This window comes from Staphylococcus caseorum, assembly GCF_049943195.1.
In the GTDB taxonomy this organism is placed as follows: Bacteria; Bacillota; Bacilli; order Staphylococcales; family Staphylococcaceae; genus Staphylococcus; species Staphylococcus equorum_A.
On record NZ_JBNFUA010000002.1, the window covers coordinates 45,308 to 60,671 of the forward strand.

At 29.0% G+C, this 15,364-nt stretch carries 20 protein-coding genes and 1 pseudogene; 11 read left to right on the top strand and 10 right to left on the bottom strand.

Features of this window, described 5'->3' with window-relative positions; genetic code table 11:
- Position 1: 1 nt before the first annotated feature.
- The 7 genes from ACP3TL_RS14625 to ACP3TL_RS14655 all read right to left on the bottom strand — a co-directional run bounded on the left by ACP3TL_RS14625 (position 2) and on the right by ACP3TL_RS14655 (position 5,838).
- Positions 2–841, bottom strand: a complete 840-nt coding sequence (locus tag ACP3TL_RS14625) for a metal ABC transporter permease (protein WP_285327059.1) — start codon at positions 839–841, stop codon at positions 2–4.
- Positions 834–1,571, bottom strand: a complete 738-nt coding sequence (locus tag ACP3TL_RS14630) for a metal ABC transporter ATP-binding protein (RefSeq protein WP_069819183.1) — start codon at positions 1,569–1,571, stop codon at positions 834–836. The genes ACP3TL_RS14625 and ACP3TL_RS14630 overlap by 8 nt, the downstream gene beginning before the upstream one ends.
- A 687-nt stretch (positions 1,572–2,258) precedes the next feature.
- Positions 2,259–3,746: an aldehyde dehydrogenase family protein gene (locus tag ACP3TL_RS14635; RefSeq protein WP_426433221.1), complete on the bottom strand. Its 1,488-nt coding sequence runs from the start codon at positions 3,744–3,746 to the stop codon at positions 2,259–2,261.
- A 214-nt stretch (positions 3,747–3,960) separates the two neighbouring features.
- Positions 3,961–4,251 carry a thiamine pyrophosphate-dependent enzyme gene (locus tag ACP3TL_RS14640; RefSeq protein WP_103301782.1) on the bottom strand — a complete coding sequence of 97 codons (291 nt, stop codon included), beginning with the start codon at positions 4,249–4,251 and terminating at the stop codon, positions 3,961–3,963.
- A 13-nt stretch (positions 4,252–4,264) separates the two neighbouring features.
- Positions 4,265–4,471, bottom strand: coding sequence for a helix-turn-helix domain-containing protein (locus ACP3TL_RS14645; RefSeq protein WP_002508708.1), 207 nt, complete (start codon positions 4,469–4,471; stop codon positions 4,265–4,267).
- Between the two features lie 366 nt (positions 4,472–4,837).
- Positions 4,838–5,038, bottom strand: coding sequence for a hypothetical protein (locus tag ACP3TL_RS14650; RefSeq protein ID WP_002448025.1), 201 nt, complete (start codon positions 5,036–5,038; stop codon positions 4,838–4,840).
- A 5-nt stretch (positions 5,039–5,043) separates the two neighbouring features.
- Positions 5,044–5,838 (bottom strand): ParA family protein, encoded by a 795-nt coding sequence (locus ACP3TL_RS14655; RefSeq protein WP_002448023.1) that lies wholly within the window; start codon positions 5,836–5,838, stop codon positions 5,044–5,046.
- Positions 5,839–6,197: 359 nt separating this feature from the next.
- Here ACP3TL_RS14655 and ACP3TL_RS14660 point away from each other — a divergent pair, with 359 nt between their 5' ends.
- From ACP3TL_RS14660 to ACP3TL_RS14670, 3 genes are read left to right on the top strand one after another with little or no spacing between them, the layout of a single operon-like run.
- Positions 6,198–7,190, top strand: coding sequence for a replication initiator protein A (locus ACP3TL_RS14660; RefSeq protein ID WP_285336881.1), 993 nt, complete (start codon positions 6,198–6,200; stop codon positions 7,188–7,190).
- Positions 7,191–7,221: 31 nt separating this feature from the next.
- Entirely contained in the window at positions 7,222–7,923 is a 702-nt protein-coding gene (locus ACP3TL_RS14665) for a zinc ribbon domain-containing protein (protein ID WP_095312480.1), read from the top strand.
- 48 nt (positions 7,924–7,971) lie between these two features.
- Complete coding sequence (locus ACP3TL_RS14670; RefSeq protein ID WP_261660304.1) at positions 7,972–8,247, top strand: hypothetical protein; 276 nt, start codon at positions 7,972–7,974, stop codon at positions 8,245–8,247.
- 230 nt (positions 8,248–8,477) lie between these two features.
- Here the strand turns inward: ACP3TL_RS14670 and ACP3TL_RS14675 are convergent, their stop codons facing one another.
- Together ACP3TL_RS14675 and ACP3TL_RS14680 are read right to left on the bottom strand one after the other, a co-directional pair.
- Positions 8,478–9,353, bottom strand: a complete 876-nt coding sequence (locus ACP3TL_RS14675; RefSeq protein ID WP_285336883.1) for a hypothetical protein — start codon at positions 9,351–9,353, stop codon at positions 8,478–8,480.
- A 17-nt stretch (positions 9,354–9,370) separates the two neighbouring features.
- Complete coding sequence (locus ACP3TL_RS14680) at positions 9,371–9,703, bottom strand: hypothetical protein (RefSeq protein WP_285336885.1); 333 nt, start codon at positions 9,701–9,703, stop codon at positions 9,371–9,373.
- Between the two features lie 83 nt (positions 9,704–9,786).
- On the opposite strand from ACP3TL_RS14680, the gene ACP3TL_RS14685 reads away from it, so the two are divergent.
- The 6 genes from ACP3TL_RS14685 to ACP3TL_RS14710 all read left to right on the top strand — a co-directional run bounded on the left by ACP3TL_RS14685 (position 9,787) and on the right by ACP3TL_RS14710 (position 12,993).
- The gene (locus ACP3TL_RS14685; RefSeq protein WP_285327007.1) at positions 9,787–10,092 is read left to right on the top strand and encodes a hypothetical protein; all 306 of its coding nucleotides are present in this window, start codon (positions 9,787–9,789) and stop codon (positions 10,090–10,092) included.
- Positions 10,093–10,203: 111 nt separating this feature from the next.
- Positions 10,204–10,857 (top strand): hypothetical protein, encoded by a 654-nt coding sequence (locus tag ACP3TL_RS14690; RefSeq protein ID WP_070039650.1) that lies wholly within the window; start codon positions 10,204–10,206, stop codon positions 10,855–10,857.
- Between the two features lie 237 nt (positions 10,858–11,094).
- Positions 11,095–11,769 carry an IS6-like element IS257 family transposase gene (locus tag ACP3TL_RS14695; protein WP_001105999.1) on the top strand — a complete coding sequence of 225 codons (675 nt, stop codon included), beginning with the start codon at positions 11,095–11,097 and terminating at the stop codon, positions 11,767–11,769.
- A gap of 73 nt (positions 11,770–11,842) precedes the next feature.
- Positions 11,843–12,118, top strand: coding sequence for a hypothetical protein (locus ACP3TL_RS14700; protein ID WP_426433222.1), 276 nt, complete (start codon positions 11,843–11,845; stop codon positions 12,116–12,118).
- A 258-nt stretch (positions 12,119–12,376) separates the two neighbouring features.
- The gene (locus tag ACP3TL_RS14705; protein ID WP_285327108.1) at positions 12,377–12,574 is read left to right on the top strand and encodes a hypothetical protein; all 198 of its coding nucleotides are present in this window, start codon (positions 12,377–12,379) and stop codon (positions 12,572–12,574) included.
- Between the two features lie 59 nt (positions 12,575–12,633).
- The gene (locus ACP3TL_RS14710; RefSeq protein WP_037539689.1) at positions 12,634–12,993 is read left to right on the top strand and encodes a DUF3021 family protein; all 360 of its coding nucleotides are present in this window, start codon (positions 12,634–12,636) and stop codon (positions 12,991–12,993) included.
- A 731-nt stretch (positions 12,994–13,724) separates the two neighbouring features.
- Here ACP3TL_RS14710 and ACP3TL_RS14715 read toward each other — a convergent pair.
- Positions 13,725–13,970, bottom strand: a pseudogene (locus ACP3TL_RS14715) (protein rep); the annotation flags it as partial.
- A gap of 56 nt (positions 13,971–14,026) precedes the next feature.
- On the opposite strand from ACP3TL_RS14715, the gene ACP3TL_RS14720 reads away from it, so the two are divergent.
- Positions 14,027–14,701, top strand: a complete 675-nt coding sequence (locus tag ACP3TL_RS14720; RefSeq protein ID WP_001105999.1) for an IS6-like element IS257 family transposase — start codon at positions 14,027–14,029, stop codon at positions 14,699–14,701.
- Between the two features lie 133 nt (positions 14,702–14,834).
- Entirely contained in the window at positions 14,835–15,266 is a 432-nt protein-coding gene (locus tag ACP3TL_RS14725; protein ID WP_002512578.1) for a universal stress protein, read from the top strand.
- The last annotated feature ends 98 nt before the right edge of the window (positions 15,267–15,364 follow it).

Below are 15,364 nucleotides of genomic sequence, written 5' to 3' on the forward strand. Positions count from 1 at the left end.
GTTAATATTTAATTATTCTCCACAATAGCCCACTTCTAGGTGCTAAGAAGAATGTGATAATAAATATAGCTGTAATAACTAATACAATAACCACACCTGAAGGTAAGTTAAGTGTAAAACTAAAGAACAACCCAATAACAGATGAAATAGCGCCTATCAACGCTGATAAAAGAATCATGGTTGATAGTCTTTTAGTCAGTAAATAAGCTGTTGAAGCTGGCGTAATCAATAAAGAAACAACTAAAATAACACCGACGGTTTGTAATGAGGCAACAGTTACTAACGTTAATAACACCATGATTGTGTAGTGGATGAATTTTGTTGGTAAACCTGAAGCTGCAGCCATGGTTGGATCAAACGTTGATAATAAAAATTCTTTATAAAAGATCACTACAATAATTAAGACAATCGCAGCGACAATAAATGTTAATGTTCGATCTTGTTCTTTAACTGTCAGTACATTACCAAATAAAATCTCCGTTAAATCTATGGAGGATTGCGCTTTCGTAACAAGTAAAACCCCTAAAGCTAGAAAGGCAGAAAACACAATGCCTATCGCTGAATCACTTTTGATTTTACTGTTTTGGTTAACGAAACCGATTCCTAAAGCTGCCATAATCCCAAAGATTACCGCACCGTAGAAAAAATTAATGCCCATCATATAAGAAATAGCTACACCAGGTAGAACCGCATGTGAGATAGCATCTCCCATTAGCGCCAAACTTCTTAATACGATGAAACAACCAATAACGCCGCAGATGATTCCGATGACAACAGAAGTTACAAGTGCTCTTTGAAGAAAACTAAACTGAAATAGCTCATGTATAAATTGACTAATCATTTTTACCCCCACTTTCAGAAGGGATCAAAATATTTGTGCCAAAGGCTTGTGCTAAGTTATCTCCCGTAAACACATTTTCTACAGAACCAAAATCGATTAAATGTTTATTTAAAAGAATAAGGCTATCGAAATATTTACTTACTTTGGATAAATCATGATGAACAATTAAAATTGTTTTTCCAAACTTAGCTAGTTCTTTTAATAAATCAACAATGATATTTTCACTTGTAATATCGATGCCAACAAAAGGTTCATCAAGTAATATCAAATCTGTTTTCTGAACTAATGTTCTAGCAATTAGAACACGTTGGAATTGCCCCCCAGATAGCTCCCCTATTTGTCGATTTTCATATCCCAACATATCCACTTTGTTAAGTGCTTTCACTGCCATTTCTTTTTCTTTTTTTCCAGGTAACTGCCATGGTTTTAATTTAGGATAAATACCTAAAATGACACAATCTAAAACTTTGATAGGAAACGTTGTATCTATATTACTCTTTTGTTCGACATATGAAAGATTTTTAAGTTGTTTATGTATTGGTTGATCATTTAAAAATGCTTGTCCTTTATGCGATATTAAGTTAATCATCGCCTTAATCAAAGTTGACTTACCAGCTCCGTTTGGTCCAATAATCCCAACAATTTGCCCCTCTATAATTTGTAAAGAAACATCTTTTAAAGCTTGTGTTTGATTATCATATATTACTGACAAATTTTTCACTTCTAACAATATATTCCCTTCTTTCTTCAACTTCTCCAGTGATATATTTAGGTTATCCTAAAAATAAAGTTTAGTCAAATGAACATTTGGTGGTTTATCTAGCTATTTCTGCTTTTAAGAATCACTACTATAGGTAGAATTATGATTACTAATGTGCAAAGGAATTATTTAATAGTTGTATTCGAATTAGGGAGAGAAATTGAGTTAGTGTCTAATAAGATGTTGTTTGAAATTAGGTACATCTGAAGTAAACAAATAAGTGGAATTGATAGAAAATAATGTTTTCGACAATTTATTCAGCGTTTGTCTAAACATTTAAAAACAAGTTTAAAAGGATGATTAACTATGAAATATTTTAATTAAAATATTGTAAACAACAACGATTATTTTCTCGTATTTCAACAAAAGAAATTCTAATAATAAAAAGCACTGATTTAATTAGAGATTAAATCAGTGCTTTTTTATTACAATCTTTAAATTCTTTCAAAAACACATAAAAGAATGTTTGATATAGCTTTCCTGCAAAACGTTATTAATTAGGAGAAAAGTATTAAAGTAACTCATCCAAAGTTCTTTAATACAATAAATATTAAATATGTTTTGATTACCATATCCTAAATATAATGTTAGGCTCACCTAAAGTCAAATTAAAAGAATCCCTCTGGTTATTTGATTGGAGCGTTAAAATCAAATTTATTAATACAATCCTTTTAGTTCATTACTTGTATCAATAAATATATTTTTAACTTGTTGATAATTACTTAAGGCTTCTTTATATGTTTCTCGGCCAATACCTGATTTTTTATAACCACCAAACGGCGCGCCTTCTGGTACTTGGTTATATGTGTTAATCCAAATGCGACCTGTTTTTACAGCTTTCGCAATATTCAACGCACGTGTAATATCTTGAGAGAATACGCCTCCTGCTAAACCATACTCAGAATCATTAGCAATTTTAATTGCTTCTTCGTCATCTTTTACTTTTATAATTGTTAAAACAGGACCAAAAATTTCTTCTTGAGCTAATTTATCAGCGTTATCTTTAACAGCGATTAATGTTGGTTCTAGGAAGTAACCACTATCTAAACCATCGTTAGTAATACGTTTACCCCCTGTAAGAATTTCAGCATTAGATTGTTCTGCATAAGTGATATAAGATTGGATTTTTTCCATCTGTTCTTGGCTTGTTTGACTACCCATTTGTGTGTTTTCATCCAATGGATCGCCTATTTTAATATTTGAAAAGGCCTCTTTTAGACGTGAAATTAATTTATCATATATACCTTCCTGAACCAGCAGACGAGATCCAGCACTACAAACTTCCCCTTGGTTAAATAAAATTCCAAGTTGTATACCTTCAACTGCTAAATCTAAATTAGCATCATCTAAGATAATATTGGCACTTTTACCGCCAAGTTCTAAAGTAGCTGGTACAATACGTTTTGCACCGGCTTCAGCAACTTGATATCCCACATTTGTTGAGCCTGTAAACGAAAGCTTGTTAACACCTTCATGATTAAAAATAGCATTCCCTGATTCTGAACCTTTACCTGTTACTACATTGACTACACCTTTAGGTAAAATTTCTTGGAAAATTTTAGCAACTTCCAATAAACTTAAGGGTGTTGAGGAAGAAGGTTGAATAACAATTGTATTACCTGCTGCAATTGCTGGTGCTATCTTCCAAGATGCTAATAACATCGGGAAGTTCCAAGCTACAACTGCCCCTACGACACCAATTGGTTCGTGGCGAATGATGCTCATTGTATCTTTATCTATATCATTGACTGAACCTTCATGTGTTTCGATAACACTTGCAAAATAATTAAAATGTCTTGCAGCGTATGGTATGTCAATACCTGAGGTTTCACGGATTGGTTTACCATTATTTAAGGTTTCGATTGTTGCAATTTTTTCTTTATTTTCCATCATTTTATTACTAATTTGTCTTAATAAATTAGCACGTTCTGTTTTAGATGTTAAACTCCATGACTCAAATGCCTCTTGAGCTGCTGCTACAGCTGTATCTACATCTTTTTCATTAGCTTTGGTAATATGTGATAATGTTTCTCCTGTCGCTGGATTTTTAACTTCTAGTGTTTCATCACTATGCCCTTTCACAAATTCTCCGTTTATAAACAAACCATAATTCTCATCCAAATAATTTTTAATATCTACTGTCATTTGAATCTCTCCTTTGTTTTAAAACTTCTTGTGGCTTAGTTATCTTATTGTTACTTTAGTATAACTTATATGGTAATACTTATTAAATTTTTCAACTGTTAACTATTTTGATTTGAAAAAGCTTGAGCTACTTTATTTAATTTTTCTGGTGCATCATTTACATCCATGTGAACTTCAATAAAATGCATTTTATTTGGCGTATCATTAATTTCATTTAATACCTTTTTAACTCTGAACTAGTTGTGACGTTATTTGTTTTAACATCATTATAAAGTGCTGTTTTACCATGAATCTTACGATCAATTTTATAACCATCATTGTTAATGATAAATATAACAGGAATTAAATGTTCACTAATAATTGTTGATAAGGCTTGTACAGTTAATTGTAATGCACCTTCACCGATTAATAACACATTTCTACGATGTTTATCTGCAATTTTTATACCAAGGGTGGCTGGTAGTGTATATCCTATTGAGCCACATAATAAATTTATTATCTTTATATAATATTAATATTTAATTAAAATATATAAATTCTTCATAAGGCAAATTAAAATAATGTCCTAACACTTCTGCTTCTATTTCTGTAGGAGTTTTTTCTCCCTTTTCAAATTGCCATAATCTTTTTTCATCAAATGATAAGTCAGAAATTTTATTTAATTCATCTTTAAGTTGTTTAAGTGTTAGCTCATGTCTTTTTCTTAAATTAATTAATATATCCATTTATACTCTCTCCTGTTTTATAGTAAATATGAATACAACTTTGATTGCATAAAAAGTTATTTTTAGACTTATGCAAGTCTCAAGACTATCATTTCTGATTTTAAATATATGAATCATATATTTAATCACATCATCTTATACGCATATCTAAATTTAAAACTACAGTTAGAAATATTTCTAACTGTAGTAAGTGTGTAATTAAAAAGTTATATGGGGGAGCTTTATTTTATTAATACCTTTAATTTATCTAAATTAAACCTAAATTTACATAATCGATGATTATCAGAAGTTACAAAAAATGCGTCACTAGTATAGTGACGCATTTTAGCATTTTCTTTATTTGAAAAGTTACTATAAATTAACTTTTTAATACTTATTATTTTCTAAAAATTCTTCTAAAACTTTATCAATTATTGATTTTATAGACGTATCTTTATCTAACGCCATTTGGTTTAGCCTTTTCTTAATATCAGTATCTACTCTCATTGTTGTACTTTTAGATATAGGTCTATAATTCTCTGTGTATTTCACTTCCGAAGTATCTATATTATCTAAAAATCCAGCCATACATTTCATTCCTCCTCAATTAATTTAATTCTACTAACTAATTCTTCATATACTTTGTTGAACATATGTATGACTTTTTTATCATGCATATCTTTATCTTTTATCCCATCAGCAGCGAACTTTTTTATTCTTTCTCTTTGATATATTTGGTGTTCAAATAATGCTTCAGAAAACGCAGATTTAGACATCTCTAATATTTGTTTATCTACTCGTCCATTTTTTTTTATTAATACTGGAACTGCACCAACTAATTCAAATGGTAAATCTGACTCTTTTTTTCTATCTCTTAGAAAATTAACAAAAGAAAGACTGCTCTCATAAGCTGATTGTTGTGTTTGAAATACCATTAAAATATAATTACTTGCGTAAACAGCATTATTAGTAAAATCTGAATTTATAGTAGGTGGCACATCTATAAATACATAATCGAAATCATAAATTTTTTCAATTTTTTCTACCACATTTTTTAAAATATATCTTTTTTTCAAAATGTCTGTTTTTGAAATAATATCGGATAAATTAGCCAAAGACGAATCAGCGGGCAATAATGATAAATTAGAAGTTAATCTAATGATACTTTCATCTATATTTCCACTTTTTAGCATATTTATGAATGAAAGTGATTCCTCTTTAAATTCTGGATAAGTTCTTTTCATAATTTGAGTAGCGTTACCTTGAGGATCAAAATCTATTAAAAGAACCTTTTTGTTATAGTTTTCAGATGCAATATAAGAAAGTAATGTAGATACTGTAGTTTTACCTACGCCACCTTTAAAATTTCCAACTGTTATTATATTCAAAATAACCCTCCTACATAATCTCATTGTTCTTAATTCATTCTTATATATTCTTTGTGTTGTTTGTTACATGTAACATGTTACTCATAAAAAGTTACAAAATAAATTGTTTCTATAGGTATATAAGTGTTAATATTAATTTATAACAAAATAAAAAGAGCAACTATTGCTAGTAGTTGCCCTTAAATGTTTGGTAATAAAACGATTTGCGCTCGTTTATTTATCTATAATGTTTTGATACCTGTATTATATAATGAATGATTACTTAGTGCAAGTATTGAAACTAGTAAATAAACACAAATATATATAAAAGCGTTTTATTACCTCTTACCAAATCAAAATATGGAAAGAGGTTTTTTATTATGACTGAAGAAAGATTTAATATCCAACAACAATATAGAGAAAAATTTTATCAACTCCCAAAAGTGTTTTTTACTAATGAGAAATATATGCAATTAAGTAATGATGCAAAAATTGCGTATGCTTTGTTAAAAGACAGATTAGAATTATCAATAAAAAACAATTGGTTTGATGATAATGGCGATATATTTTTCATTTTCACAAATGAAAAATTGAAAGGTATTTTAAATGTTCACAACACTAAATTAGGGAAAATAAAAAAAGAACTAAGTGAATCTGGTCTATTAGATCAAATTAGATGTGGGCAAGGTAAACCAAATAAATTATATTTGAAGAATCCATCAATTACTAAAGATGATATTTATGAAATTAAAAATCAAGAAGAAACAACCTGTGAACCTTGTCATAACAATGACGTCCCAAAATCGGATTTCAAGAAATCCCAAAATCGGATTTCAAGAAATCCCAAAATAGAACCTCTAGAAATCCCAAAATCGGACACTAATGATACTGAACTTAATGACACTGATATTAGTGATATTGATTCTAGTGATATGAATGATACGAATGATATAAGAGGAGCAAATATAGAAGATACAAAACCTAATCATCCAAATCATACAGATCATTTACAACAACAATCCGATGAAGAAGCTTTAAAACATTTAGAACTTCAGGAAATGCCCGAAGACACAAAGAGATACATGAATAACTTTAGTGCTAAAGAAATACAAATCATTAAATCAGTTATACTAAAAGCTAAGCGTTCGTTTAATGATTTGTATGGTGAAGTGTATATGTTGGAAGATATGGATGATGAATTATTTATGGTACTTAAAAGATTCAAAGGCACAATGGTTAAAAAACAAGAAACTGTTGAAGCCATGCAAGGATATTTAATGCGCTCTATTTTGTCCGAATTAGAAGAAATGCACTCAACGAATATGCGTAGAAAAAACTTTGAAAACAGTCCACTCAACGTATTTAAAACATAAAATACAAGAAAAAAGGGGGGGATGATAGGCGATGAATTTTTCGTTAGTTAAAAGTTTTTTACCTCACATGACAAAAGAGGATATGAGGGTCATTCAAGTTCCGAATTGGTATTTAAGCTATTATAGACGTTTTCCAGAAAAGCTAGAAAACTGTAAATATAAGCATATCAAAGCGATTAACGATTATATAAAACAAGAAAAAGCTCATATTATTGGTATCGATTTAGGTAAATACCATTATTTAACAGCGTCAAATATAGATCGATCTTTTGTTTTTGTCGATAAACATAACACGCTCTTCCATCTTTTTAGAAAATACGAGAGACGTATTGCTAATAAGCAATATGATAATAGCGAAGCTTATTCTAAACTGAAAACAGGACTTAAAAGCCATATCAATCAAGTAGTTAACGAAATGTTAGAACAAACGTCCAATCGTTTTCAAACCGTCTTTGCATTAGGTGATCATGGTTCAAGCCATTTATCTTTTCCTAGTTTGGTATTTGACTTGACTTATTTTGCGATTAAGCAGCGAAAAAATGAAAATGACGAAATACTGATCGTTGATGAAAGTTTCACGTCTATTGAATGTCCAATATGCCATAATAGAAATCAGTACAACAGAACTAATAAAAATAAGTTTAAATGTACAAAATGTGGATTCAGGCATCAAAATAATGATATTGTAGCTGCTAGTAATATAGCCAAGAAAGGGAAATTATTGGTATTCTAAGTATAGAGAGAAAACTATTAAATTATTAATACAAAGGGGAATAAAATGATGAATAATAAACAAAAAGCGAGACTAAAACATTACAAAGACTATGATTATCCAAAACAACCATATATGTTTTTTAATAATAAAAAAGTAAAAATCGTTTTGAATAATGGAGAATCATTTACGGGGTACATTGTTAAAGAATATACTTACGAAATATTATTAGTGAAAAGCGATGGCATCAAAGATCCAAAAGATAATGAATTAGAGAAACGTACGCTCATTCCTAAACATTCAATTGCTTATACGACCAATTTTATTCATTTACCTCAAGAATAAAGAATAATTAAAATTAGTTATATTGCTTTTGAGGGAATTTTTAGCGTGAATATAGGTCAGAATCTTTAGTTCGACCTCTATATTCATGCTGTAGCAAACGAACAATGTGATTGAGCTATTTATTCTTCTTGTATTTATAACTATACATAAGATGTTTTGAGTGGCTATATCAATTAAAAATGGTCTAATAATATTAATTTAAATTATTAGACCATTTTTATATCAAGTTGTTATTGGATTTTTGAATATTCCTCAGATTGTAGTTCATCATTTAGTTCACTTAATTTATCTTTAGATACTGAATTACCTACTTTATCTGTTGCAGATGATTTTACAAGTCTATTGTCTTCTAAAGTGTAATCTTGATATCCTTCATATGTGTAATTAATGTCTGAATCTTCATCATCGAAAGTTTGTGTCACTTTATAAGTAGTTACTAAAGTTATATATGCAGGATCAACGTCAGAAGACGGTGAAACTTTTTCTGTAGAATTTTCATCACTGGAATCAAAATAGTCATCATTAGAAGTTTCATAATTAACTTTATAATAGTTATCTAGAGGTTCATTTTGATATTTAGTGTATTTAGTATTTTTATGTCCCTCTTTTGCTAACTTATTGTTTCTTTCAACAATATCATCGAGATTATCTAGTTTGTTTAAGTCATCCAAACCATCTACTTCAATTTCATCAGTGTTTTTACCTTTAAATACATTAGAACCATTTTTGTTAATATCATCTATTAAATCTTGAGGTATTGTTACTTTAACTGAATCACCATTTTTTAAGTTCCCATTATCAGGTACAGTGAACTCATAATCTGAAATTGATAATTCTTTTAATGATTTAGGTATATCTTTATCTATTAAATTAAGAGAACCTGAACCATTAACACCTGTGAATTTTGGGTTTAAAGCTTTAATTAAACTTTTTGCAGTTAAAGTCTTAGGTTCCTTCAACCCATGGGCTTTAAATTCTTTAGTAAACTCTTTAGCTTTTAGTTGGTAATCTTTAGAAGATCCTTTGTCAATTTCTAATTTAACTTTAGCTTTATCACCATTTTTTAGATTATTATCATTATATATATCAAAATCTACATGTTCCATAATTTTTTTGGCATGTTCTATTTTTTTTGTTGATCATAATTGAAATCATCAATATCTATATCTTCGTCATTATTATTTTTTATTTTTTCTATTACTTCTTTATTCTTAAAACCTGATTGTTTTAATGCTCGTACTGTAAGCTTATTCATTACTTTATCGTATGAGTCATCTGTAATTTCTGCTGTACCCGATTTATTATAACCTTCAAAATTAACTTTTACATCATCTTCAACACTCACTTTGTGATTTTTTACCAAAAGCGTAATGACAACAATAATAATAATTAAAAGAACGAGTCCAGCTAGTATGTACCATTTAAATTTGTTGAAAAAATTTTTGACCTTCTCCATTTTGATTCCTCCGTTTTTAAAGTTTTATATACTATAAAGAATATATTGTAGATATAAATAATTATTAAATCAAGGAGGATATTATGAAAAAAGTATTGTTATTATCGTTAGTTATTGTATTAGGCTTCACACTAGCTGCTTGTGGTAATGCTCAAGACAAAGCACAAGGTAAATGGTCATATAAAGAAGATGGTACAAAAATGACGCTAAGAATAGAAGATGATGATGCAGAGATAAAATCGATGGGATTGATGGTTGAGGGGGAAGTTAAAAACGTTGAAAAAGATACATTTTCTGTAAAACTAGAAAATGATGAGGATATAAAATTTAAAGTAAATGGAGATAAATTAAAAGATGAAGATGATAATGTTTGGAAAAAAGAAGACTAATTTAACGTTACCTATATAATTAAAGTTTATTAGTATATAGGTATAGGAGTTAATGGATATAATATTTTATCTTAATAAAATATTTAATTGATTAGTAAAGGAGATTATTACATGGCAAAATTATTGAATAGATATAATTCTATTAAAGCATCTACAATTGTTGCTTTTGTTTTAATATTCAGTATGATATTCAGCTTTTTTATTTTCAAAGATTCAGAAGTACAAGCCAAAAGTGATGAGCAAAAGAAACTTGAAAAACTATCTTGGGAAAGAAAAAATGAAGTGAATATTGATAAAATCGAAAAAAATCAAAAAGGGTATACAATTACAATGAGACCCTTGCAAAAAAATAATAAACTCGTAAAGCCAACATCAATGAGAATTTATAAGAAAGAAAATAACAAATTAGTTGATGTAACAGATAAGGGCAAAGTTAGTCATTATTCAGATAATTATATTTTATGGTCTTACAAACACGAAGACGATAAAAATGTTAAATCTGACTTAAAGAAAGATCTAGGAAATCAAGTGTTTTTTGATGTGAAATATGAAAAACCAGTTGCTGATAATAAAACACACGAAGGACAAATGGTTAAGAAACAAATACATGACCTTAAAAATGACATTATTGAAGATAAATCTAAAAAAGATGACACAAAGTTAAAAGAACATAAAAACTTATTAAAAGATAATAAAGGTTTGTTAAATGATATATCCAAAGATGAGAAGAAAACTCATAGGTATATGCATGAAATAAGATATTAATAGTTATATGTAATATCTTATTTTTCGGAAAATACAATTAGCATCTCACATTTTTGTGGGGTGTTTTTTTTAAAAATATCTACGTGTATTTTCAGTGTTGAATAAAAATATTAGATTGGAGATGAGAATATGAAGAAGAAATTTAAAGTTTTTACTTTTATATTATCAACATCAATTATATGGTTCTGTTGCAAAGTTGAATTTATAGTATAATTTTAACAAAAAGGAGTCTTCTGTATGAACTATTTCAGATATAAACAATTTAACAAGGATGTTATCACTGTAGCCGTTGGCTACTATCTAAGATATGCATTGAGTTATCGTGATATATCTGAAATATTAAGGGAACGTGGTGTAAACGTTCATCATTCAACGGTCTACCGTTGGGTTCAAGAATATGCCCCAATTTTATATCGAATTTGGAAGAAAAAGCATAAAAAAGCTTATTACAAATGGCGTATTGATGAGACGTACATCAAAATAAAAGGAAAATGGAGCTATTTATATCGTGCCATTGATGCAGAGGGACATACATTAGATATTTGGTTGCGTAAGCAACGAGATAATCATTCAGCATATGCGTTTATCAAACGTCTCATTAAACAATTTGGTAAACCTCAAAAGGTAATTACAGATCAGGCACCTTCAACGAAGGTAGCAATGGCTAAAGTAATTAAAGCTTTTAAACTTAAACCTGACTGTCATTGTACATCGAAATATCTGAATAACCTCATTGAGCAAGATCACCGTCATATTAAAGTAAGAAAGACAAGGTATCAAAGTATCAATACAGCAAAGAATACTTTAAAAGGTATTGAATGTATTTACGCTCTATATAAAAAGAACCGCAGGTCTCTTCAGATCTACGGATTTTCGCCATGCCACGAAATTAGCATCATGCTAGCAAGTTAAGCGAACACTGACATGATAAATTAGTGGTTAGCTATATTTTTTACTTTGCAACAGAACCAAAGGGTGTCTGTTTATGATTGAATATGAATATTTTCATTTGGATTCCGAAAATCGTAAGAACGGAAATTTTTTAGAAATTCTTCATCCTGATTTTGAAGAATTTGGTCAATCAGGTAAGAAGTTTAAAAAAGGAGATTTTTGTAATACTGATTTAGATTCTAATATTTATGAAATTGAGGATTTTGTTGTTGTTGATTTATCTACTCAAACTAAGTTATGTAAATATATTCTATTAGATAAAACTTCTAATTCTAAAAGTGTTAGAAGTTCAATATGGGTTTTTTATTAAAAAGATTGGAAACTATATTTTCATCAAGGTACAAAAGCATATTGTGATTAGGAAACGCATTTATGCCGAGAAAATTTATTGATGTTGAGAAGAACCCTTAACTAAACTTGCAGACGAATGTCGGCATAGCGTGAGCTATTAAGCCGACCATTCGACAAGTTTTGGGATTGTTAAGGGTTCCGAGGCTCAACGTCAATAAAGCAATTGGAATAAAGCAATTATGTTTAGTAACATAAAAAATAAAGAGGAGTGATTTTTTTGAATAGAAACACAGTGTTAGATAAAGGCTACGTTATAGCAACTATTTTAAATATTTTCTTTTTAATTGGATTAGTTTTTATATCTGGTTCGGAAAATTTATACATATTCATTCCATATGTTATTTTGATGGGAATAAATGCTGTTTATTTATTTATTAAAGCGATTAAGATTAATAAGAATAAGGCGGAGATTTAAAAGGTATTTGAAACTCGTTTCACTCGTTTTAAAAAAAACAAAAAAACGGAGTTGATTTTATGATTCTACAAATTTTTTATAGAGCTATAATTCCCTTTGCTGTAATGAGTTTTATTTCCTTAATTCTATTGCTACAAGAAAAAAATTACCAAGCAAAAGGTACATTTATTACAAGTCTTATAATATTAATTTTAGGATTAAGCTCTTTTATATACGAAATTAATACGCTAAATTTGAAACAAAAAACCATTGTTCATTTCGTTCTAATGCTTGTTACAATCTATCCAATTTTACTCCTCAGTGGATGGTTTAAATTAAATGTTTTTTTAGACTATTTAAAAGTTTTTGGTATATTTATAAGCTTCGGAGTAGCATTTTGGATAATATTTTTACTAATTTCAAAATTAACAACTAAATAAATATTGCTTTATTCCAATTGCTTTATTGACGTTGAGCCTCGGAACCCTTAACAATCCCAAAACTTGTCGAATGGTCGGCTTAATAGCTCACGCTATGCCGACATTCGTCTGCAAGTTTAGTTAAGGGTTCTTCTCAACATCAATAAATTTTCTCGGCATAAATGCGTGGTCTACTTTTTATTCTTACTCACTTTGATAGCAAAAAATGCCATTCCAATACAAAACCACATACCTATAATCGATAACCACATAGCAGCCATAGAATCACTCCTTTTTAGCAAACTTTATCATAAGAACTATTTAAATTTTAAATACCTTTATTTTGAATTTTAAGGGGGCATTTTAAAGATTTAGGGGTAAATCATATAGTTTTATGCCTAAAAATCTACATAAGCTTTTAAAACGCAAATATGAGCCAAATAAATATATCTTAATTTCACAAACTAAAATTCGAGCAAAACCAGTGTCGAATTTTTGAGACACTGCCCAGTTACATGCAAATTAAAATTTTCATGATTTTTTATAGTTCCTAACAGGGTTAAAATTTGTATAACGAAAGTATAATGTTTATATAACGTTAGTATAATAAAGCATTTTAACATTATACTTTTGATAATCGTTTATCGTCGTCATCACAATAACTTTTAAAATACTCGTGCATAATTCAACAGCTGACCTCCCAATAACTACATGGTGTTATCGGGAGGTCAGCTGTTAGCACTTATATTTTGTTATTGTTCTTCCTCGATTTCGTCTATCATTTTGTGATTGATTTCTCTTTTTTCTTGTTCTGTTAAGTCATAAAGTTCACTAGCTAAATACTCTTTTTGTTTCCAAATATAAAAAATTTGATAGATATATTCGGTTGGATCAATTTCTTTTAAATAATCTAAATCCCCATTTTTTAATTTCTTTTTAGCCTCTTTAAATAATCCTGAATAAACTAATACCTGTTTACCTTTAAGTGATTTATAGAAGGTTCTGTTGCAAAGTTGAATTTATAGTATAATTTTAACAAAAAGGAGTCTTCTGTATGAACTATTTCAGATATAAACAATTTAACAAGGATGTTATCACTGTAGCCGTTGGCTACTATCTAAGATATGCATTGAGTTATCGTGATATATCTGAAATATTAAGGGAACGTGGTGTAAACGTTCATCATTCAACGGTCTACCGTTGGGTTCAAGAATATGCCCCAATTTTATATCGAATTTGGAAGAAAAAGCATAAAAAAGCTTATTACAAATGGCGTATTGATGAGACGTACATCAAAATAAAAGGAAAATGGAGCTATTTATATCGTGCCATTGATGCAGAGGGACATACATTAGATATTTGGTTGCGTAAGCAACGAGATAATCATTCAGCATATGCGTTTATCAAACGTCTCATTAAACAATTTGGTAAACCTCAAAAGGTAATTACAGATCAGGCACCTTCAACGAAGGTAGCAATGGCTAAAGTAATTAAAGCTTTTAAACTTAAACCTGACTGTCATTGTACATCGAAATATCTGAATAACCTCATTGAGCAAGATCACCGTCATATTAAAGTAAGAAAGACAAGGTATCAAAGTATCAATACAGCAAAGAATACTTTAAAAGGTATTGAATGTATTTACGCTCTATATAAAAAGAACCGCAGGTCTCTTCAGATCTACGGATTTTCGCCATGCCACGAAATTAGCATCATGCTAGCAAGTTAAGCGAACACTGACATGATAAATTAGTGGTTAGCTATATTTTTTTACTTTGCAAAAGAACCAGAATAAGCATATATATTCAGGGTATATATAAGTAATAGACATCTAAATAATAAGTAATAGGAGGCTGGTGTAGATGTTCAAAAATATATTATTACCCTATGATTTCGAAAATGATTTTAGTGCTATCCCTGACTATTTAGAAAAAGCCACCGATGAAGATTCAGTTGTTGTAATTTATCACGTTGTAACAGAAAATGATCTTGCAATTAATGTCAAATATTATAATAAGCATAAAAAAGATATTATTAGAGAAAAAGAAAAAAAACTTACTCCATTTTTACGTGAATTAGAAAAAAGAGATATTCAATATAAAATAGATGTAGATTTTGGGCATATTAAAGATACAATCTTAGAAAAAATTACTTCTGGAGATATAAATAATGGTGAATTTGATTTAGTAATTATGAGTAATCATAGAGTCGATTGGAATATTAAACATGTTTTAGGAGATGTTACACATAAGATTGCTAAAAGAAGTTCTGTCCCAGTACTAATTGTTAAATAAACATAAGAAGTAAGAAATTTATTAATTCAAAAAGCCTAAATACTTTCTCACAAATCGAGAGAGTATTTAGGCTTTTTTATTTTTTAAATTTTGGTTTG

Bases quoted from the DNA above. Each gene is read 5' to 3' on its own strand.
- ACP3TL_RS14625 (WP_285327059.1), bottom strand. From the start codon at position 841: ATGATTAGTCAATTTATACATGAGCTATTTCAGTTTAGTTTTCTTCAA.
- ACP3TL_RS14635 (WP_426433221.1), bottom strand. From the start codon at position 3,746: ATGACAGTAGATATTAAAAATTATTTGGATGAGAATTATGGTTTGTTT.
- ACP3TL_RS14645 (WP_002508708.1), bottom strand. From the start codon at position 4,471: ATGGATATATTAATTAATTTAAGAAAAAGACATGAGCTAACACTTAAA.
- ACP3TL_RS14650 (WP_002448025.1), bottom strand. From the start codon at position 5,038: ATGGCTGGATTTTTAGATAATATAGATACTTCGGAAGTGAAATACACA.
- ACP3TL_RS14660 (WP_285336881.1), top strand. From the start codon at position 6,198: ATGACTGAAGAAAGATTTAATATCCAACAACAATATAGAGAAAAATTT.
- ACP3TL_RS14665 (WP_095312480.1), top strand. From the start codon at position 7,222: ATGAATTTTTCGTTAGTTAAAAGTTTTTTACCTCACATGACAAAAGAG.
- ACP3TL_RS14670 (WP_261660304.1), top strand. From the start codon at position 7,972: ATGAATAATAAACAAAAAGCGAGACTAAAACATTACAAAGACTATGAT.
- ACP3TL_RS14675 (WP_285336883.1), bottom strand. From the start codon at position 9,353: ATGGAACATGTAGATTTTGATATATATAATGATAATAATCTAAAAAAT.
- ACP3TL_RS14680 (WP_285336885.1), bottom strand. From the start codon at position 9,703: ATGGAGAAGGTCAAAAATTTTTTCAACAAATTTAAATGGTACATACTA.
- ACP3TL_RS14685 (WP_285327007.1), top strand. From the start codon at position 9,787: ATGAAAAAAGTATTGTTATTATCGTTAGTTATTGTATTAGGCTTCACA.
- ACP3TL_RS14690 (WP_070039650.1), top strand. From the start codon at position 10,204: ATGGCAAAATTATTGAATAGATATAATTCTATTAAAGCATCTACAATT.
- ACP3TL_RS14695 (WP_001105999.1), top strand. From the start codon at position 11,095: ATGAACTATTTCAGATATAAACAATTTAACAAGGATGTTATCACTGTA.
- ACP3TL_RS14700 (WP_426433222.1), top strand. From the start codon at position 11,843: ATGATTGAATATGAATATTTTCATTTGGATTCCGAAAATCGTAAGAAC.
- ACP3TL_RS14710 (WP_037539689.1), top strand. From the start codon at position 12,634: ATGATTCTACAAATTTTTTATAGAGCTATAATTCCCTTTGCTGTAATG.
- ACP3TL_RS14720 (WP_001105999.1), top strand. From the start codon at position 14,027: ATGAACTATTTCAGATATAAACAATTTAACAAGGATGTTATCACTGTA.
- ACP3TL_RS14725 (WP_002512578.1), top strand. From the start codon at position 14,835: ATGTTCAAAAATATATTATTACCCTATGATTTCGAAAATGATTTTAGT.